General features: G+C 40.5%; 15 protein-coding genes. 6 read left to right on the plus strand and 9 right to left on the minus strand.

Annotation, left to right across the window (positions count from 1 at the left end; translation table 11 throughout):
• Positions 1–5: 5 nt before the first annotated feature.
• The 3 genes from G460_RS0102835 to G460_RS0102845 all read right to left on the minus strand — a co-directional run bounded on the left by G460_RS0102835 (position 6) and on the right by G460_RS0102845 (position 2,721).
• Complete coding sequence (locus tag G460_RS0102835) at positions 6–1,193, minus strand: efflux RND transporter periplasmic adaptor subunit (protein ID WP_026953954.1); 1,188 nt, start codon at positions 1,191–1,193, stop codon at positions 6–8.
• Between the two features lie 54 nt (positions 1,194–1,247).
• Positions 1,248–1,583 carry a hypothetical protein gene (locus tag G460_RS0102840; RefSeq protein ID WP_026953955.1) on the minus strand — a complete coding sequence of 112 codons (336 nt, stop codon included), beginning with the start codon at positions 1,581–1,583 and terminating at the stop codon, positions 1,248–1,250.
• Positions 1,584–1,842: 259 nt separating this feature from the next.
• Positions 1,843–2,721: an aldose 1-epimerase family protein gene (locus tag G460_RS0102845; protein ID WP_026953956.1), complete on the minus strand. Its 879-nt coding sequence runs from the start codon at positions 2,719–2,721 to the stop codon at positions 1,843–1,845.
• Positions 2,722–3,052: 331 nt separating this feature from the next.
• Here G460_RS0102845 and G460_RS0102855 point away from each other — a divergent pair, with 331 nt between their 5' ends.
• From G460_RS0102855 to G460_RS0102865, 3 genes are all read left to right on the plus strand, one after another.
• Positions 3,053–3,502, plus strand: a complete 450-nt coding sequence (locus G460_RS0102855) for a GNAT family N-acetyltransferase (protein WP_026953957.1) — start codon at positions 3,053–3,055, stop codon at positions 3,500–3,502.
• Between the two features lie 952 nt (positions 3,503–4,454).
• On the plus strand, positions 4,455–4,727 hold the full coding sequence (locus G460_RS0102860; RefSeq protein WP_026953958.1) for a hypothetical protein: 273 nt from the start codon (positions 4,455–4,457) through the stop codon (positions 4,725–4,727).
• Positions 4,728–5,275: 548 nt separating this feature from the next.
• Positions 5,276–6,487 carry a hypothetical protein gene (locus G460_RS0102865; protein WP_026953959.1) on the plus strand — a complete coding sequence of 404 codons (1,212 nt, stop codon included), beginning with the start codon at positions 5,276–5,278 and terminating at the stop codon, positions 6,485–6,487.
• Between the two features lie 196 nt (positions 6,488–6,683).
• Here the strand turns inward: G460_RS0102865 and G460_RS0102870 are convergent, their stop codons facing one another.
• A complete protein-coding gene (locus G460_RS0102870; RefSeq protein WP_169817492.1) occupies positions 6,684–6,959 on the minus strand; it encodes a DUF4235 domain-containing protein in 276 nt (91 codons plus the stop codon).
• A 218-nt stretch (positions 6,960–7,177) separates the two neighbouring features.
• Between G460_RS0102870 and G460_RS0102875 the strand changes: the two genes are divergently transcribed.
• On the plus strand, positions 7,178–7,657 hold the full coding sequence (locus tag G460_RS0102875) for a hypothetical protein (protein ID WP_051315889.1): 480 nt from the start codon (positions 7,178–7,180) through the stop codon (positions 7,655–7,657).
• A gap of 420 nt (positions 7,658–8,077) precedes the next feature.
• Here the strand turns inward: G460_RS0102875 and G460_RS0102885 are convergent, their stop codons facing one another.
• From G460_RS0102885 to smc, 4 genes are read right to left on the minus strand one after another with little or no spacing between them, the layout of a single operon-like run.
• Positions 8,078–8,791, minus strand: a complete 714-nt coding sequence (locus tag G460_RS0102885) for a GIY-YIG nuclease family protein (RefSeq protein WP_026953962.1) — start codon at positions 8,789–8,791, stop codon at positions 8,078–8,080.
• A 13-nt stretch (positions 8,792–8,804) separates the two neighbouring features.
• Positions 8,805–9,671 (minus strand): HNH endonuclease, encoded by an 867-nt coding sequence (locus G460_RS22535; RefSeq protein ID WP_051315890.1) that lies wholly within the window; start codon positions 9,669–9,671, stop codon positions 8,805–8,807.
• A gap of 42 nt (positions 9,672–9,713) precedes the next feature.
• A complete protein-coding gene (locus tag G460_RS21305) occupies positions 9,714–11,147 on the minus strand; it encodes a KAP family P-loop NTPase fold protein (RefSeq protein WP_026953963.1) in 1,434 nt (477 codons plus the stop codon).
• A gap of 60 nt (positions 11,148–11,207) precedes the next feature.
• Complete coding sequence (gene smc, locus G460_RS0102905; protein WP_026953964.1) at positions 11,208–14,747, minus strand: chromosome segregation protein SMC; 3,540 nt, start codon at positions 14,745–14,747, stop codon at positions 11,208–11,210.
• 342 nt (positions 14,748–15,089) lie between these two features.
• On the opposite strand from smc, the gene G460_RS0102910 reads away from it, so the two are divergent.
• Positions 15,090–15,488 carry an endonuclease domain-containing protein gene (locus G460_RS0102910; RefSeq protein WP_026953965.1) on the plus strand — a complete coding sequence of 133 codons (399 nt, stop codon included), beginning with the start codon at positions 15,090–15,092 and terminating at the stop codon, positions 15,486–15,488.
• Between the two features lie 326 nt (positions 15,489–15,814).
• Positions 15,815–16,336, plus strand: coding sequence for a hypothetical protein (locus tag G460_RS0102920; RefSeq protein ID WP_026953966.1), 522 nt, complete (start codon positions 15,815–15,817; stop codon positions 16,334–16,336).
• Positions 16,337–16,508: 172 nt separating this feature from the next.
• On the opposite strand, the gene G460_RS0102930 is transcribed toward G460_RS0102920, so the two are convergent.
• Positions 16,509–18,077, minus strand: coding sequence for a glycosyltransferase family 39 protein (locus G460_RS0102930; RefSeq protein WP_026953967.1), 1,569 nt, complete (start codon positions 18,075–18,077; stop codon positions 16,509–16,511).
• Positions 18,078–18,238 lie beyond the last annotated feature (161 nt).

Consider the following 18,238-nt stretch of genomic DNA (forward strand, 5'->3'; position numbering starts at 1 on the left):
CTAAATCAGCGAACAGTTACAAAATCTTGGTACACATCCGAGGAGGCAACGGTCTTTGGCTGAACCAAACTTCCATCCTGAACCTGCTGGATTCCTTCATACACAATCTTGTCACCGGGGTTGAACCCATCGGCCAAGTAATAATTGCCATATCGCTGGATCGGCTTAAAGCTTCTCACTTTTACCACATTTTCGCTATCCACCATGTAGACATAGGTGAAGTCCTGAATTTCAAAAGTTGATTTTTGAGGAATTAAATACACATCTTCCAGCTTAGAAAGCATCTGGATTTTACCGGAAGCACCATGCTTGATCAATTGATTTGGGTTGGGGAATCTTACCCGGAAACCGATGGAACCCGTTCCGGACTCTATGTCTCCTTCAGTAGTTTCCAAGATTCCTTTATCGGGATAGATCTGACCGTCAGACAGAATCAAAGTCAATTGCTCGTTCAATTCCTCTGCTGAACCTTCCTCAATTTTGGTTCGCATAAAATTCAGATACTCATTCTCATTGACTTTGTAATATGCGAATACCGAAGAGATATCTGTAATTGAAGTCAACAGGTCATTTTCGGCTACTAGGCTACCGATTTTGTGAGGAATTCTATCCACGATTCCATCAAATGGAGCTTTTACGGTAGTGTATGAAAGCCCTGTTCTGGCTGCTTTCAGTTGGGATTCTGCTTGTGCAATTTCAGAATCGGTCACGGCCTTTTTCGATTTGGCCAATTCCAGTTCGGAAGGAGAAATGATTTTTTTATCGACCAGAATTTGAAGTCTTTCCACTTCCACCAGGGCAGCTTTTTGCTCTGCTTTGGCGCGCATTAGGTTGGCACGAGCAGAATTGACCTGCTCATTGAATTCCTCACTGGAAAGCTGGAAGAGACTTTGGCCTTTTTTCACAAATTGACCTTCGTCGACATAGATGTGATCTACAAATCCTGAGACTTTGGATCTGACATCTACAAACTGCACCGCTTGGATATCGCAGATATAGGTTTGCGGAACTTCTACATCTGTAGGCTCCAGAGCGAGTACTGGGATTTCCGGTTGCTTCTTGTTCTTTTTAGCCTTGTTGGGATTGGACTGACAGGCCAAGGCAAGTATTGTCATGGACAATAGTAGGGAGATAGATAAATAAGAATCATAGCTTTTCCTATAAGAAAAGCCAAGGGGCTTACTAGTTTTCATGTGAGGGTTTTTAAGGATAGGTTTTGATTTGCTACAGGGCGGGAGCGGCCTGTATCAAGGAGCATTGGCTCGAATGCCCGTCTGTATCCTTCTATGAATCGAACAGAGCTCTACAACCGGTGAGTAGCTGCTGCTGATTTTGCATTGGAAAAAAGTAAGTCCCCAATCCATAGAAGGATGGCTAGGGCTGTGAGTTCGCTCACTTGAATAATTCTTTTGGACCACCCTGAAAAACTCAGCTAGGGTAGGGATAGTCTCGGAAGCTTCGTGTATGATCTCTACTGCTATATCAGGCAGACAGGGTACTACCTGATATTCCGCCTCCAATTCATTGGCAGATAATGGGGTGATCCCTGCTGTCAGTAATAATACCAGAAAGAAAAACCTCATGCTGTTACTCTGATTTTTATCTTTTAATCTGAACTCTTAAGAAGAGGGTTTAGTGTGATTGACTGCTTTAAATTAATACCAGATGTTTAAATTCTTTTTATAAAATTTCAAAAAAGTGTTCTATTTTTTGTTGAGTGGTAGGCAAACAATGCTTTCTCTTAGGAATTAGGTAATGAAAGTGGCTGTTTATTGTATTTTTTCATTTTGAGAAAATAGAGCGGAATCGAAGCCTATAAATAAGCAGCTTCGATCCTTTCAGCTATTCCAAAATCTCTACCGAAAAGCTCTTTTCTTCTACTTGGCCTGCCTTCAAGGCTCGGATTCCATCTTTATCTGTGAATAAACCAGAGTGATCCTCGGCATCTCCGATCCCCAACCAAGGTTCCAGACAGACATAAGGTGCTCCTGGCTTTGCCCAAATCCCCAAATAATCGAAATCATTGAATTCCAAACTGACTAGGGGACCTCTTGTTTGATGATGTAGACTGACTTCTCGGGATTTCAAGTGTTTGAAAACCAAAGCATCACCATCAAAAATGTGATCTGTAAGTTGGATTGTTTGACTGTCGTTCAGCACCTTGTCACCCATCCCTCCAATCAATCCGCCGGGCATAATATTCCAAGTATGATCATTTTCCAGTTCCGGAAACTCAATGGAATAATCCTCCAATTTTCCTCCATTTCCGATTGGGCAATTAAAAGCTGGATGTCCGCCTAAGGAATAGAACATTTCCTCATTTCCGGTATTTTCTATTCGATGAGATACTCTTAGCTTTTTACCGATCAGTTCAAAACTCAAGTCAAATACAAAGTCAAAAGGATAGATAGCTTTGGTATCCTCATTGGATTCCAGTCTAAAAACAATCAAGTTCTGCTCTTGTCGAATAACTTTGGCCTGATCGCTGGTCCTCACAAATCCATGCTTGGGAAGGGAATATTCTTGACCTTTAAAGCTGTAGGTTCCGCCCTTTAGAGCTCCGATGATGGGGAAAAGAACTGGGGCTTGTCCAGACCAGATCTGGGGATCTCCCTGCCAGAGGTATTCAGTATGAGTTTCTTTGGAAAGGATAGAGCTAAGCTCCATGCCTTGTTGCTTGATTTGTACTTGAAGAGAATCTGATTCGATAGTATAGGTCATAGGTATTTTTAATAAAGCCCCGAAAATAGGGGAGAATTGCGAAATACGAAATCAGAAATGCGATAAGTGAAATGAGAATTTGGACAGTAAACAATCCCGATGAATATCGTGGATCAATTTTCAAGTATGAAGAAACTCTGTGAAGCCTCAGAGTTCTATCACGAGACAATTCCCCTCCCGATTGCTATCGAGGAAAGAGGCAAGGGGGGACCTAAACTAGTACGGGAATTCTTTTTTAGAGGAGATCCGTGAAGAGAAGGATCTGGTTGGGAAAAATTTGCTTCAGGAAGGAATGCAATTGATATTAGCTCAGCAATTGAATTATTAATCCATGAACCCAACTTTTACTGTAAAGTCTTTCTCTGAATTAACCAATGTAGAGCTCTATGAAATTCTACGCTTGAGGTCAGAGGTATTTGTTGTAGAGCAAAACTGTGCTTTTCTAGATCAGGACAACAAGGATCAAAAATGTTATCATCTGATGCTCTGGGAAGGAGAGAAATTGGTGGGCTATACCCGGTTGGTTCCGGTAGGCTTATCCTATGTAGAGATGGCAATCGGTAGAGTGGTGACATCTCCAGCAGCGAGAGGAAAAGGCTATGGAAGGATTCTGATGGAAAGATCGATAATGGAGTGCCAGGCCATCTTTGGGATAGGTCCTATCCGAATCGGTGCCCAAACCTATGCGCTAGGTTTTTATGCTTCACTTGGTTTTGTTGCTGAGGGAGATACTTATGATGAAGATGGCATCGAGCATATTGAGATGGTTTGGAAGCCATAGGATTCAGTTGAACTAGTTAGAAATGATCCGTTAGGACACGGATCTGGGCGAGAAAATAAGTTCCGTGATGACACGGATCTGGCCGAGTAATTTAGCATTTACTACTGATCACTGCTACTGAAAACTTATCACTAATCACGTTGCTATACTCCGGCAACTGAATAGGTTCCTTCCATTGAATTTCTCCGCCGGAGTCAATGGAACTTATATTTTCTTTACCGTGGGTTCCGTCCTCGATTTCATCGGGACTACACCCACGGCTAATATCATTTCGCCCCCTTGGGGGCTCTTTATTGATCTACTTATTGTAATTCTCTTTTTTATATGTTCCGTGAGGACACGGATCTGCAAAATACAGCGAGACAATTCCCCCTTCGAAGGGGGCAAGGGGGATGCAAACCTATTCTAGTACGAGAATTCTCTTTTAGGAACGATTCGTGAAGACACGGATCAGAGCGGGAAAATAAGATCTGTGAAGACACGGATCAGGGCGGGAAAGAATTAAGACTTCAAATCTGATCACTGCTACTGATCACTGACCACTAATCGCGTTGCTATACTCCGGCAATTGATCTGTTTCTTCCCATTGAATTTCTCGGCCGGAGTCAATGGATTTCTATTTTCCTTTTTTACCGAGGGTTTTGCTTCGCTCACCCTCGGCTAAAACATTTTCGCCCCCTTGGGGCTACTTTCAGCCTTCATAATTGAGCTTTCTGATTTTCCTACTGATCACTGCGACTGAACACTGATCACTAATTTTAGCTTTCTCAATTCACCTTTCAGACTTCAAATCTGATCACTGCGACTGATCCCGATACGTATAAGGACTGACCACTAATTTCAGCCTTCATAATTTAGCTTTCTGATTTCCCTACTGATCACTGAATACTTCAAAAACTCCCTTTATTTTATTTATCGTATATTCTAGCCAAGAATCAATAAACCTAAGACCATGGATAAACTGGAAAAAGTAGAAATGATGGATAAAATCCTGAGGGAATTTGAGGATTTGAGAAATAGCCAAACTTCCGTTTTGAAGAAGATCTCCAAGATAGAGGCGGACAATATCAATCTGGGTGTAAAGCTGCTCGAAGAGAAATTGACCGAGATTTACTTTGCCGTGGATACCAACCTCAACTTGGTGACCAGCCTTGAGGAGGAGTTCCAGAAGCATAGAGATAAATTCTACAAAGACAATAAGATCGCGGCGCTGAAGGAGGAGTAGGGGAGCTTAAAGTCAATAGACCATAGCACCTAGGATTAACCTGGGAGGAAAATATCTTCTGAGATTTAACCTATTCGTTTTATGAGATGATTTGAATTCCCTTTCTACAAATCAGGACGGTGGACCCAAGGGAAATCGCTTTTAACAATCCAAAGTGAATGAACCCTTCGAGGGTTGATCTTTTCGAAGGACAAAGGTGTCTTATGACTAAATAACCTTCCTTCTATCTTAAACCCTCGAAGGGTTTTACCTAAAAGCGACTTTCCTGCTGTGGCCCCTCTTCTGTGGACTATTGGAACAAAGATCTATTGTTCAAGATTAGGGATAGCGAGTTTTGAATTTTCTCAGTATATACTAATCAATCAGGCTTTTCCCTATTTTTATAATTTGATTGTCCGCAATCTTACCAGTATAATCAGGAATCGGCTAAAAAGTAGCTTTGAAGTACCAGACTAGCAAACTTCGGTCATCCGTCATCGGTCTTCTGGCCCTGATTAACAAAGGAAATTTGAATTGTAGTGCAATAGCGGATATACATATTTTAAATAATGAAATCACCCCGTTTTCTTTTCGGATTGCTTCTGCTGATCTCTTGCCAGACCGTGGAGCAGCAAGCTCCTGTCTTTACTTCTATTCCATTTCCGGGCAAAGGAGACGCTTCCTTGCCTGTCTTATCTTCCAATGGCGAAAACCTGCTTTTTACTTACGTAGAAAAGGTCAATGATAGCACTGCAGCACTTTTCTATTCCCGATTGGAGGGAGACGTTTTTTCCCAAGCATCCCAGATTCATCAGGGAACAGATTGGTTTGTGAATTGGGCGGATTTTCCTGCCATCGTGGAGAACAAAGGAAACCTCTTGGCTCATATTCTTCGAAAGTCCTCCGCGGAGACTTTTTCCTATGATGTCAACTTGCAAGTGCTGCCCAAGGGACAGGATACTTGGCAGACAAACCTTCCCCTGCACAGCGATTCGACTTTTACAGAGCATGGCTTTGTGAGTATGCTGGCTGCCACGGATAGTACTTATTTTATTTCTTGGCTGGATGGGAGAAATACCGGAGGAGGACATGATCATTCGGGAGGGGGAGGAGCTATGTCCATCCGTGCGGCGGAACTCGATCTTCAGGGAAATGTGCGCTGGGAGGAACTGCTGGATGCCAAAACCTGTGACTGCTGTCAGACTTCCGTAGCGATGAGTTCGCAGGGTCCGGTGGTCGTCTATAGAAATCGATCAGATCGGGAGATCCGGGATATTGCCATCACGAGATTGGTAGATGGAAAATGGACCGAACCTCGAATCATCCATGCAGATGGATGGGAAATCAGGGGCTGTCCCGTCAATGGTCCCAAAGTGGCTGCGAAAGAGGAAACAGTAGTCGTGGCCTGGTTTACCGATGTCAATCTGGAATCTCAGGTGAAACTGGCTTTTTCCACAGATGCAGGAGCTATCTTTGATGCTCCGCAAAAAATTGGGCTTTCCGGTGATTTGGGAAGGGTTGATGTAGCTCTACTGGATCAGGAAAATGCTTTAGTATCCTGGATGGGCATGGAAAATGATTCCACCTTTCTGATGCTCCGTCGTGTCAATAAGCAAGGAGATGAATTTCAAAGTCATCGGGTAGCGCTGATGGATCCTTCCCGCAAAAGTGGATTTCCCCAGATGGAAGTGCATCAGGACAAGGTCTATTTTTCCTGGACCAAAATTGAGGAACAAGGCGAAAGCATAGGAATGGCTGTGGCGAATGTCGCCGATTTGTAAGGTGTTTTAATTGGGCTAAAGCCCATTCAAATCGCGTTTCATTTTTGGGATTGGGTTGAAACCCATTCCGATTCAAATTCCATTTCATCATTTCGGAATGGGCAATAGCCACATTCCTATTCAAATTGCCACTTGAATAGAATTGACTTCTCCTATGAATTGCCTCCTGTTTCAACAGGAGACAAAAAAATCAACCCTACTTCAAATGCTTAGGCACATCACCGTCTGCTTTTTTCCACTGTTTGGTAAAATATTTCCGCACTAGAATCTTCACAGAAAGCCCAACCACGGCAGTGATTGCGGTGTAAGCGATCACCGCTCCCAGTGAATCTTCTTCTGATTCTGGATTTTTGGGAGCTGGTTTTCCAGTAAAAGCCTCATATCGGTTGTCTACGGCTGCTTTTACCAATGCAGCAGCTCCCAGAGCAAAGAGAGCAGAGGTAATCTGAAATTTGGTTTCGGTCAGTTTCATAGTCTTTTTCCTTTTCTGGTTGCAAAGTCCATGCACAAAGGAATTCCACATGAACAGGCATCAGCTTTTTGAATTACCTTCTGAAATGAATTGCTTTTGATTGCAACATGAGGCAATTTTTTGTAGCCTATTGTTTTTATCTAAACATCTGATTAACTTTTACTTACAGTTTTTATATTACTGTTTTAATCAATGTTTCATTTTTAATTTTTATGATTATGGATAATAAAATATCTATCGTAATCCCTCCAGCAGATCTGACAGCTATCCAAGATGCCGTCAAAGTTCTACAAGAAAAGCTGGGCCCCTTGTTGATTGCACTGACCAGTGAACAAAGAAGGGAGAAAACCAAGATGGGGGAGGCCTCCAAACCTTTTGTAGAAAAGATCATGGAGTATGCGGGGAGCAATCCCCAGTTTTTACCGGCATTTGCCAGTTTAGAGGAGATGGAAAAGGATAAGAAAGCCTATGGAGAACTCAATCCGATCTTTAACAATCTTAACCAGATCACCAGTAATCTGAGTGATACACTCTTAGAGTTGGGGTCGGATCTGATGGGACCATCCAATGTCTATTATACATCTGTCAAACTGGGAGTGAAAATGGATGTACCCAATGCAAAGCCGATCTACAATGATCTCAAGGTCCGTTATGCACGGAAGAGCAAATCCAAACCTGAGGAGGAAGAGGATTTGTAAGCAAAAATTAGCTTTTAAACTTTTGAACTACTCCGGAGCAATCTGGAGTAGTTTTTTTATTCCCCTGTTTGATGCTCTATGCTTCTCCGATTGATCTATCAACTGAAAGAAATCAGCTTGGAACTGCAACACTGGAGCTAAAAACCGAAAAATAGCAGTTCCAAGCTCTAACAGATCAGCAAAAAGCTGAACCACTTCAGCTCAGTGGTGAAAAACAGCAGTTAAAAGCTGAAGCATAGCGGCTCAAAGGTGAAAACTTGCAGTAAATAGCTGCAAACTATCAACTCAAAGCCGAAACATTGCAGTTAATAGCCGCAAATTATCAGCTACAGGCAGAAATTTTTAAGGTCAAATCAGAAAAATCAATAGATTGTTTGGAAAGGAAGGAGGAAGGTGGCAGGAAGGGGCGATTAATATTCTTTATTCTAAATCTCTCTTTTGTAAAATTTCGAGATTCCTAAAATTGTAATAAATGGATTTGTGTTTATAAAATGTTTCCTCTTGAATTAAAAATCTCATGGAATCATTCTTGGATTCTAAAACAACTTTTAAAGCTTTTTTAAAACTACAGTAGAATATTTCCTTTGCCATTGAAAGTTTTCCAGCATGGGAATACTGAATTTTAGTTATGTGATTCACAAGTTTGCAAGAACATAAATATTCTAATAAACCCACATTTTTTGTATATAAAAAATAAATTATTTCCCAATCATTTTGATTTGCATATGAAGTCTTTTTTAGAGTGTACTTTCGTTTTTCAATATTATTTGTAATTCCTATTTTTATTAACTTTCCTTCCATGCTTCCTGCTATATATAAATAACCAGATTCATGATACCTTTTTTGAAAGGCAATATTTGCCGTACGACATATTAAACAATGGTTATTTCTGTCTCTTATTGTATGATTTCCTTTTTTGCAGGGAGTTGTGTTATAAGCAAATATTGCATCTACATAATGCATTTCTCCAAATATTTCACTTATTTTTTTTCCAGAGGCATTGTAAAATAATTTCTGATCTAGTTTATGATGTTTAATGAATTCTAGGACTTTTTTATCTGTTATAGGTGATTTATATTTATTGACAATTTCGTTTCTTTTTTTATTTATAAGAAAATTTAAGTCCTTTTTCATTCCCTATAACTATTTAAAGATTAGATTTATGGTATTCCAAATATTTTTTATTTCCTTCAGATAAGTTCCTTATCCTTTCTTTTCCATCAATCCCAATTTTCTTATAATCTTCAAATGAAATTTGATCTGAAAGAATAATCTTTCCTGAATTGTCAAAACTGATTATATGCCGATCAAATAGGGCATCATAGGTTGGGGAAAGAAGAATTCCATTGTCTAAATCTAATCTTTCTTGGTCGGATGCATCTTTCCATGGTACAATATGGGAAGCAATCAGGATTCTTTGATCGTTAAATTGGGTTACAGCACATTGGTAATTCCATCGGTGAATAATTCCTTTTCTATATGCACCTTGACCCACTCTAGAAGTTACTAAACCTTCTCTCTCAGTAGAATTTGGAAGAATTATTTCATAATTTTTTCTCTCGGTATCAGCTGCAAAATCTAGTTGTAATTGGTCGGGTCTGATTAATGGTTTTGCGCCTATTCTATTAAAAAAGAATTTAATGCCAATTCGTAAATCTCCATTCCGGTCTGGGGTTTCGAAATAATCTGCATCATAAAGTTCTAATTCGGATTCAAATCGGACCCATCCTGTTTGAATGTATTGAAATAGAAATATTCGCATTCCGAGGTTCTGATGGTTATATAGCTTAAAGTTTCCTCGAGTAAACTGCATATCACCAACTTGCCCTTCTCCTGTATAGGAATAAACCTTCTCATTTATCCATTGGTCCTTATACCCATGCTGGTGACCTTGGGAACCAGAAAAAATAAAAATGTAGGGTCCTTGGGATGAAGGACAAATTCCGCTTTGCCGATTTCCACCGAAATTATCGTGAATCCAAGAACGTTGATATTTTTGGCCTACAATGAACATTAAAAATTTCGAATAATTTGAAGCTATTTTTGTAATCTGATTTTATTCTCTTTTAAGATCATGCATTATCTCAATCCTACTGATAAAATAATCTAAACTTATTTTATCTCCTTTGTTGACTTCCTCATTATTTTTTTTGACAAAATAAGCAAATTCTTTATCATAGCTTGATTTTTTTGAGTAGAGTCTGGGTGTTACTATTAACTTCTCCTCAATCCCTTCGTCATTCTCAATGGTCTCCCATATATTAAGTTCTTTATTTGCTATATTATTATTGTATAAAACCAATAATAGAGATTCAATATCTCCAAAATTAACATCTTTTCCCTTTTTTATTTTTGGACTAATAAAATCATATAGTTGATCAAGAAATTCCTGATAATTGAGTTGACTGTTTTTAATCAGCCTGTAAAAATTCGGCTCTATGAATTTGATAAATAAAATAATAAAAAGGGCTTTAGGTATTGTGTAATGTCTAATTGAATAGGTTTTTAATATAATTGAACAATGGAAAAGAATTTTTTCGATCTGACGAAGATTAACCTCGGAATCGTTGAAAAATGCATATGCCAGATTATAGAAAGTGTCATTTTCTTTACTAAGATTTTGATCTAATCTCCGGTTTTCCGCTTTTAAAAAATCATTAATTCCTGATTTTTGAAACATATAATGAATGTAATCATCCAATATAGGTGTTGGTAAAGAATATTCTAAGTCTATGAACCTTCTCAGGTATTCATTTCCATCCATTTCAGAACTTCCAAAATATCCTTTGACTGAGTTAATTAAATTGCTTTTATCTATAGAAAGTACAAAGACAATTCCTGGTACAGAAAAGAAATGTTTTACGATTTCTAACAATTCTACTGCATATTTTGGGTTACAGCGATCCAATTCATCTATAAAAAAGATAAGCGGTTTCTTTTCTATTTTAGAAACATAGGTTTCTAATTCTTTCTTAAAATCTTCTAGTCCCTTTTTCTTATTAGCATATTCATTAACTTCTTCTTCAAAGATTGAAGCAGCTTCTTCAGATAGTTTTTGAAATGCATCCTTTAAAATTTTTGTGTCTACATATTTTTCAGCAACAGCATTTAAAAAAACTGGTATAAGTGATCGGGTTAATTTTGCTCCTTTCTTTATTAATGGAGCAAATTCTTGTTTATCATATATCTTTAGTGATTTTAATTCTGAAAGTATTGCTGATAGTGGATCATGGTTAAAGTCATGCTCCCAAGCATTAAAATATAGCGTTTGAAATGCTCTTTCTGATTGACCAAGATATAATCTCCACATTTCTATGAAAGTTGTTTTCCCCTCTCCCCATTTATTATTTAAGGCAAGGACAAAACCATCTGAATACGTTTCAATTATACTTGTTAGAATCTCGGCATATCTTTTCCGACCTAATTCACAAAATTCAAATGGATCTCCTGCAGATGTCCTTATTTTTTGAGTTCTTAGGGATTTGGCCACCGTTTAAGATTTTAGATAAAATATTTATTTAAATTTTAACTTTCTTGAATAATATTGACCCTAAGCCAACTCCCTTAAATCCACCGGTACTACTCTAGAAACACCTGCTTCGATCATGGTAATGCCGTAGATAATATCCGTGCTCGCCATGGTGCGTTTATTATGGGTCACGATAATAAACTGGGACTCGCCGCTAAAGCGCTGGATAATCGTATTGAACTTATCAATATTGGCATCATCCAGTGGCGCATCCACCTCATCAAAAATACAGAATGGCGCAGGCTTCAACAGATAGATGGAGAAGAGTAGGGAAGTGGCTGTGAGGGTCTTCTCTCCACCGCTGAGCTGATTGATCGTCAAAGGTCTTTTACCCTTAGGCTTGGCCATAATCTCAATCGTGGACTCAAGCGGATTATCCGGATCGGTGAGCTTCAGATCACAATCATCCTGCTCGGTAAAGAGGGAGCGGAATACCTTCACAAAATTCTCCTTGATCTGATCAAATGCCGTCAGGAAGGTTTCTTTGGCCACATTATCGATCTCCTGAATCGTAGTCAAGAGCGATTCCTTGGCCTTTTCCAGATCTTCTTTTTGCCCCTTGATAAAGTCATGGCGCTCCTTAATCTCATCGTAGGCTTCCATCGCCATGGGATTGATCGGGCCGATCTTTTCCAGTTTTTCCTTTTGCTTGCTGACCAGGTGGCGGAGCTCTTCTTCGGAGAATTCCAAAAATGCCTCATCCAAACCGGGATTTTCCTCCATCAGCTGATCCAGATCCAATTCAAACTCCACACTCAGTCGCTCTTTCATGGAAGTCATCTTGAGCTTGACCTCATTGATGGAGTTTTGGAGCTCCTGTAGCAGCATGTCATGTCCTTCCTTGGATTTTTGGAGGGAACGGATTTTTTGATCTGTCTCATCGATCAGTCCTCGGCTGCCATAATAGTCCTTTTCAGCCTCGTTGACACCGCCTTCTATGCCTTCTTTTTCGGAGTAAAGCTCGATCAGTTCATCGTCTTTGATCTCGTTATTGTCCAGCAAGGACTTGATTTCCTCGTCCAAGGAAGCCAATTCTGCTTGGGACTTTTCGATCCGCTCCTTGGAGCCTTCGTACGCATTTTGCTTAAACTCAATCTCCTGCTCCAGGCTAGTGACTCGGTTGACTTGCTGATGATAGACGATATTTTCTTGGTTGAAAGCCTGAGATTTCTCCGTCAGCAAACCTGATTCTGTTTCCAAATCCTCAGTCAAAACTTCCAGATCCTGAGCAGCGGCTTCGTATTCCCCGCGGTTGTCCAGGAGTTCGGGTTGGATATAAGCCAGACTTTCCTCCAGCTCCGCGATTCGGTCCAGAATATCTTCCCGCTTATTGGCATTGGAAGAAAGCAATTCCGCCAATTGTTCCTTTTTTGTGCGGATGGAGACGTATTGCTGATTGATTTCAGAAATCTGCGCCTGCTTTTCCTCCAGCGATTTTTTGTAGGAAATCTCCTTGAGCTTCATCAAGTCGGAGAGCTTTTGATCCAGATTGGAGCGGGTCGCAGAAACCTTCTTATTCAGGTCTTTGATCTCCTTGTCCAGCTTTTCCAAGTTCTTGGCTCTACCGATTCTTTTCCCTTCGAAAAGTCCCACAGAACCTCCGGAAAGAGAGAATTTGCGCTTGGTATATTTTCCGCTTTCGGAGATAAATACCGCATCGGTATCCTCTGGAAAATCCCGAAACTCTCCCTGCACGATATAGACATTGTCCAGGATATGATTGATTAGTCGGGAGTATTTTACATCAAATTCGATGATTTCCGTCGCGGCAATGGCATTAGGGAACAACTTGCTTTGACTTGGTTTGAACCGCTCAAAATGCTCCAGAATAAAGAAATTGGCTTTGCCTCGGGAAGCATCCGAAAGCAGGGAAATCGCTGCTATGGCCTGCGCTTCTGTCTCGACGACGTAGTAGTTCATGTAGCCCTCCAGATAGTTCTCGATCGTCACCCGGTATTTTTCATCCGTGGTCAGGAGATCAGAAAGGAGCGGGGTATCCTTGCCCCAAGAGTTGTTCTTTTTAAGGAATTTGATGGCCTCCGGAAAACCTTCCAGATTCTCCACCAAAGACTTGGTCAGGTTGTATTCGTTTTGCTTGGAATCCAGTTTTCTGGAAGATTGGGTCAGTTCCTCCCGGATCATTTCGATCACGCGATTGGAATCTTCAATCTTGTGATCCAGATCTTCCTGCTTCTTTTTGAGGCTTTCATATTCCGCCGTGGCGTCGTCGAGTTCTGTTTTGAAATCGACAATTTTCGCTTCGAAGTCCACCAATGAAGCCTCCTGATGGGAATCATCCGAGGAAGTTCTCTCCAGTTCCTGCTTCAAGGTAGAAAGCTGAATCTGCTTCACTTCCAGATCCTTAGTGAGCTGATAGACTTTTTCTTTCAGGGATTCAAAAGCCTGTTGCTGGCTTTTTTGCTTGGTTTGCTTCTCGGATTGAACCTGCTTTTGAGACTCATAGGCCTCCCGTAGTTCGGTGACGATGTGTTCTTTTTCTGCCAAAATCTTGGCTGCAGATTCCATTTCCTGCTGCAGAGAACGAATAGAAAAACCCGCTCTATCATTGGACTTGCGGTCTGCATCGATTTGCTCCCGCAGTTTCTGGGAGCGGTCTTCCAAAAAGCGGAGACGCTCGTTTTTTATCTTTTTCTCCGACTCAAACGATCGGATCTTATTTACATGTTCGTTGAGGGTTTTCTGACGGGAAGCCAGCAATTTTTCCTTGGCGATCAAATCCATCTTCAGTTGGGACAAGAGTGCCTCCTGATCGGTGATTTGAGTTTGGAAAGAAAGCTTGCGATCCGATTCCTCCTGGATTTTTTTGTTGGTTTCCAGCAGGGAATTGGTGTACTTCTCGATGCTTTTTTTGGCCAGATTTATGGAAGCGGCTTTGTATTCCTTTTTGATTTCGAAGTACTTGGCGGCTTGCTTGGCTTGTTTTTCCAGAGACTTGAGGTTTTTCTCGATCTCATAGAGCAGATCTTCCACCCGGTCCAGATCCGCATCGGTATCTTCCAGCTTTCGGAGGGTTTCTTTTTTGCGGGTTTTGAACTTGGAAATCCCAGCCGCTTCCTCGAATAGATCCCTTCTGGAGTTGTTTTTATCATTGAGCAGCTCGTCGATCATCTTCAGCTCAATGATGGCGTAGGAATTGGAATTGATCCCCGTGTCCATAAAGAGGTTGGTGATGTCCTTGAGTCGGCAAGTGACGCCATTGATCTGGTATTCACTTTCCCCGGAGCGATAGTAGCGGCGGGTGATCGTGACATGGGTGTATTCGGTAGGAAGGAGGTTTTTGGTGTTTTCGAAGGTCAGAGAAACTTCCGCGAGATTGGAGGCTTTTCTGTTTTTGGTGCCATTGAAGATGACATTTTCCATCTTGTCGGAGCGGAGCATCCGGGTTTTTTGTTCCCCCAGTACCCATCGGATGGCATCGACTACATTGGATTTACCACAACCATTAGGTCCGACCACTCCGGTGATTCCCTTGTCAAAGTTGATCACCATTCTATCTCCAAAACTCTTAAAGCCCTTGATCTCCAGTTTACTAAGCAGCATGCGTTTTTGTCTCCTTCTAAAAGGAAACAAAATAGTACCATTATTGGAAAATTGAAAGGTTTGGAAGAGTGAAAAGTTGGTAGAATTAAATAGTAAATCCCTCCCGAAATTTTTCGGGACAAGCTCTTACCCCTTTGAGAAAGGGGGATTTGTTGTTTCAAATTGGAAAGACTCAAAGTCTCAACTTAAAATTCTGATATTTTGAAATCACTATTTTGTGAGAGCGACAAAAGGATTACCTGCGTCAATTTCCCCTTGGTCCTCGATAGCTATCGGGAGGGGGCTAGGGGAATTGATTTAATATTAAAGGAGTTTTTTAGGTGAAAAATACTAAATTCATCAATGTACTTTTTACCATACAATCGTAACCTCAAGGATTTTTCGAGAGAATTGAGATCTCATTCTACTTTATCTGAAGTTTTGCTGTGGAAATATCTTCGAGCGAGTAGTTTCAGAGGGTATGGGTTCAATAGACAAAAGCCTTTGGATAATTACATTGTGGATTTCTATTGTAAGAAATTAGACTTAGTCATTGAGGTAGATGGAGATTCTCATTTTTCAGAGGAAGCTTTCGTTGAAGATTCTGAAAGGCAGAAAATTCTTGAGGGTTTTGGCTTGAAATTCTTAAGGATTCAGGACGTGGAGATCAAAAGGAACATCTATCAAGTTCTGGAAGATTTGAATGAAATGATTGATCAAATTGAGGATGAAAAGGGGCTGGAGAGGACATATTTTAAGTGAATCCCCCTAACCCCCTTTGAGAAAGGGGGATTTGCTGTTTCGAATTGGAAAGGCTCATAATCTCAGCTAAAACTCTGATAAAGGAAAACAATAATATTAGGCAGAGGCTAAAGGAATACCAGATCCAATTCCCCCTTGGCAAGGGGGCTAGGGGGATTGTTTTAGACTCAAAGTCTCAACTTAAAATTCTGATATTTTGAAATCACTATTTTGTAGGAGAGACTAAAGGATTACCTGCGTCAATTCCCCCTTAGCAAGGGGGATAGGGGGATTGAAATATTCACCGCCAAATAGCTCATTAATCTTTTTTCCCTTACCTTGAAGTCATGGATTTCGGTAATATCATTTATATCGTTTTTGTCATTGGATATTTTATCTATCAGATCACCCGTAAAAAGGGAAGATCAGATGAAAATCCAGATTCGCAGCCAAATCAGGATCAGCCTGAAAAGGGTGTGAGTTTCGAAGATTTATTGCGAGAAATCCGTGATGCCCAGCAAGGCAAGAAAAGCACGCCAACCCCCGCTCCTGCACCTACTCCAGCTGTTCAGGAAACAAGAAGGGAGGACCGTTTTGAACCGATCAAGTCGGAACCGGTGAGAAGGTCTCGCTATAAGAGTTTGGAAGAGCAGGACGATGAAATCAGCTATTACGAAGGAGCTTTTGAGAAGACCCAATCCGAACTGCTGAAAACTTCCAAAGGAATGCCAGCTATCCCTTCTGTGGTGGAAAAAGAAGAAGAGCTAAAGCCTCAGTTTAAAAGTCGTTATGCCAACCTTCTGAAAGATCCCCAATCTATCAAAGATGCAGTGGTACTGAAGGAGGTGTTAGATAGGAAGTATTTTTAGGAAATACGAAGTGGGAAATACGAAAAGTGCCTATGTCGAAATTCTTTTTTGAAGAATAGTTTCAAGAAATCTGTGTTGATCTGCGAATTTTCTGCTTTGATCTGTGGGGACTTTTTGAAGAAATACGTTTTGCGAAATAAGCCCATAAGGATGTTTTCCAATCCAATTCTCCTTATTTCCTCCTAAACTCCCTTATCTCCACCAATCCTTCTTCTCGTTCATTTTCCAATTCATAATGCTCTTTCAATAAGGCTTCCAGAGTTTCCACATCTTCGGATTCTTGGGGATAGGCGTGTTGGTAATAATTATAAATCAAAACCCGGATTTGATCGGGTTGGGTAGCCAAAATGGAATCGGCTTTTTCGATGGGAATCAATAAGTTTTTATCATTCTGAACCTGGTTCAAAAGGACTTCTTTGCTGAAAAAAACAAAGTTGTTGACTAGGATAGGAGAGCCTTGAGTTTCTTCGATTTCGGTTTCTAGGCTTTTGGTAAATGAGCGATATCTCTTGGTTTCAAATTGGAATACAGCAGAGGCAATTGCAGGAATGAACAACAGAATTGCGAAGTTTTTCCACTGGTGGTTTCTCTGAAAATTAGACCATATCAAATAGATAAATGCCACTGAAAAAGTAATCATCTTTCTATCCTCGATAACCATGGAATATATGGCTCCAAAGCCTAAAAGAATACTAAATACCCATTTCCAATTTTTGGATTCATTCCAGATATTCCAGCCTTTGGCTATCAAAAAAGCCATGATCGGAACCAAGATGATCAAATGTCTTGGGTTTAGATAAATCGGATTGTAAAACTCTAGTGTGGATGTCATGAACCAGAATCCAAGCAATAAAAGCATGAATATCAAGCTAAACTCAAATGTGCCGGTTTCTTTCTTTTTGAAGCCTAAATAAATTCCAGGCAAGGCAAATACCAACCAAGGCCAATATGCACGCTCTACCAAGGTGAAAATAGGAGTGACGGTGAGTCTTTTGAGAATGCTGGTCCAGCCCTTGTCGGCATAGGTGAATTCGGAAATATAATGTCCTGCATTGATGCTGGAAATGCGATAGAGTGGATCTCCAAATTTTGCCCAAAAATAACCGAGGTATAAGGTAGCCGCTAGAATACTGAAGGAGAAAAAGGTGATGTAAAAGGAGTTTTTCAGCTGCTTTCCTTTCCAGTCTATGTAGAGCAAAATCAAAGGCAGGGGAAAGAGAAATACGATGGTTTCTTTGCTGAGAAAGCCCAATGTCAATGCTACCATCATCAATTTGCCACCGACGATTGGATTTCTCATTCGTACCGAAGCCCCATAAGCGGCCAATGAGCAACAGAATACCAAGACGCTGTCTGGATAGACTTTTGTCAGAAAATGCAGGAAATAAACCTGAGTCAAAAACCAGATGCTGAAGATGATTTTTTCTCTCTTGCTCTGAAGCAAATGGATCAAAAGCAGGTAAGATCCCAGGTAGGCAAGCAAAGAGATAAATGATATGCTATGGGGATCAAATCCAAAGATCAAGCTCATCAATCCGGCTGGAATATAAGCGCCCCAACGCGTAGAAAAATGGTAGGAATTGACTTCCATCGTTCCATTCCAAAAATCTCTTCCAGCTAAGATGTAATATACATCATCACTAAAGGTGATCCCATCATAGGCTATGAGCCAAAAAAGGAACAAAAAGAAAGAGCCAAGCAGGGGAATAATCGCTGGACTACTGGTGGTGATTTTTTTCATGAAGCAAGTAAAAATAGTCAAATATACCGAAGGACATAAAGGGTCTTTCATTTAGCTTCATTGTGCTCACAATTTTTGAAAAAGAGTGAATAGAGATTGGAGCAAATTGAATGATTTAGGGGCTTATGAAATCAAAAGCCTAAAAAGTCTTTGTGACAAAT

Origin of the sequence: Algoriphagus vanfongensis DSM 17529 (assembly GCF_000429465.1) — a bacterium.
Classification (GTDB): domain Bacteria; phylum Bacteroidota; class Bacteroidia; order Cytophagales; family Cyclobacteriaceae; genus Algoriphagus; species Algoriphagus vanfongensis.

Coding starts and splice junctions, on each gene's coding strand:
- G460_RS0102835 (WP_026953954.1), bottom strand. CDS start 1,193: ATGAAAACTAGTAAGCCCCTTGGCTTTTCTTATAGGAAAAGCTATGAT.
- G460_RS0102870 (WP_169817492.1), bottom strand. CDS start 6,959: ATGAAACTGACCGAAACCAAATTTCAGATTACCTCTGCTCTCTTTGCT.
- G460_RS0102865 (WP_026953959.1), top strand. CDS start 5,276: ATGAAATCACCCCGTTTTCTTTTCGGATTGCTTCTGCTGATCTCTTGC.
- G460_RS22535 (WP_051315890.1), bottom strand. CDS start 9,671: ATGTTCATTGTAGGCCAAAAATATCAACGTTCTTGGATTCACGATAAT.
- G460_RS0102875 (WP_051315889.1), top strand. CDS start 7,178: ATGGATAATAAAATATCTATCGTAATCCCTCCAGCAGATCTGACAGCT.
- G460_RS0102840 (WP_026953955.1), bottom strand. CDS start 1,583: ATGAGGTTTTTCTTTCTGGTATTATTACTGACAGCAGGGATCACCCCA.
- G460_RS0102845 (WP_026953956.1), bottom strand. CDS start 2,721: ATGACCTATACTATCGAATCAGATTCTCTTCAAGTACAAATCAAGCAA.
- G460_RS0102910 (WP_026953965.1), top strand. CDS start 15,090: ATGTACTTTTTACCATACAATCGTAACCTCAAGGATTTTTCGAGAGAA.
- G460_RS0102860 (WP_026953958.1), top strand. CDS start 4,455: ATGGATAAACTGGAAAAAGTAGAAATGATGGATAAAATCCTGAGGGAA.
- G460_RS0102930 (WP_026953967.1), bottom strand. CDS start 18,077: ATGAAAAAAATCACCACCAGTAGTCCAGCGATTATTCCCCTGCTTGGC.
- G460_RS0102920 (WP_026953966.1), top strand. CDS start 15,815: ATGGATTTCGGTAATATCATTTATATCGTTTTTGTCATTGGATATTTT.
- smc (WP_026953964.1), bottom strand. CDS start 14,747: ATGCTGCTTAGTAAACTGGAGATCAAGGGCTTTAAGAGTTTTGGAGAT.
- G460_RS0102855 (WP_026953957.1), top strand. CDS start 3,053: ATGAACCCAACTTTTACTGTAAAGTCTTTCTCTGAATTAACCAATGTA.
- G460_RS0102885 (WP_026953962.1), bottom strand. CDS start 8,791: ATGAAAAAGGACTTAAATTTTCTTATAAATAAAAAAAGAAACGAAATT.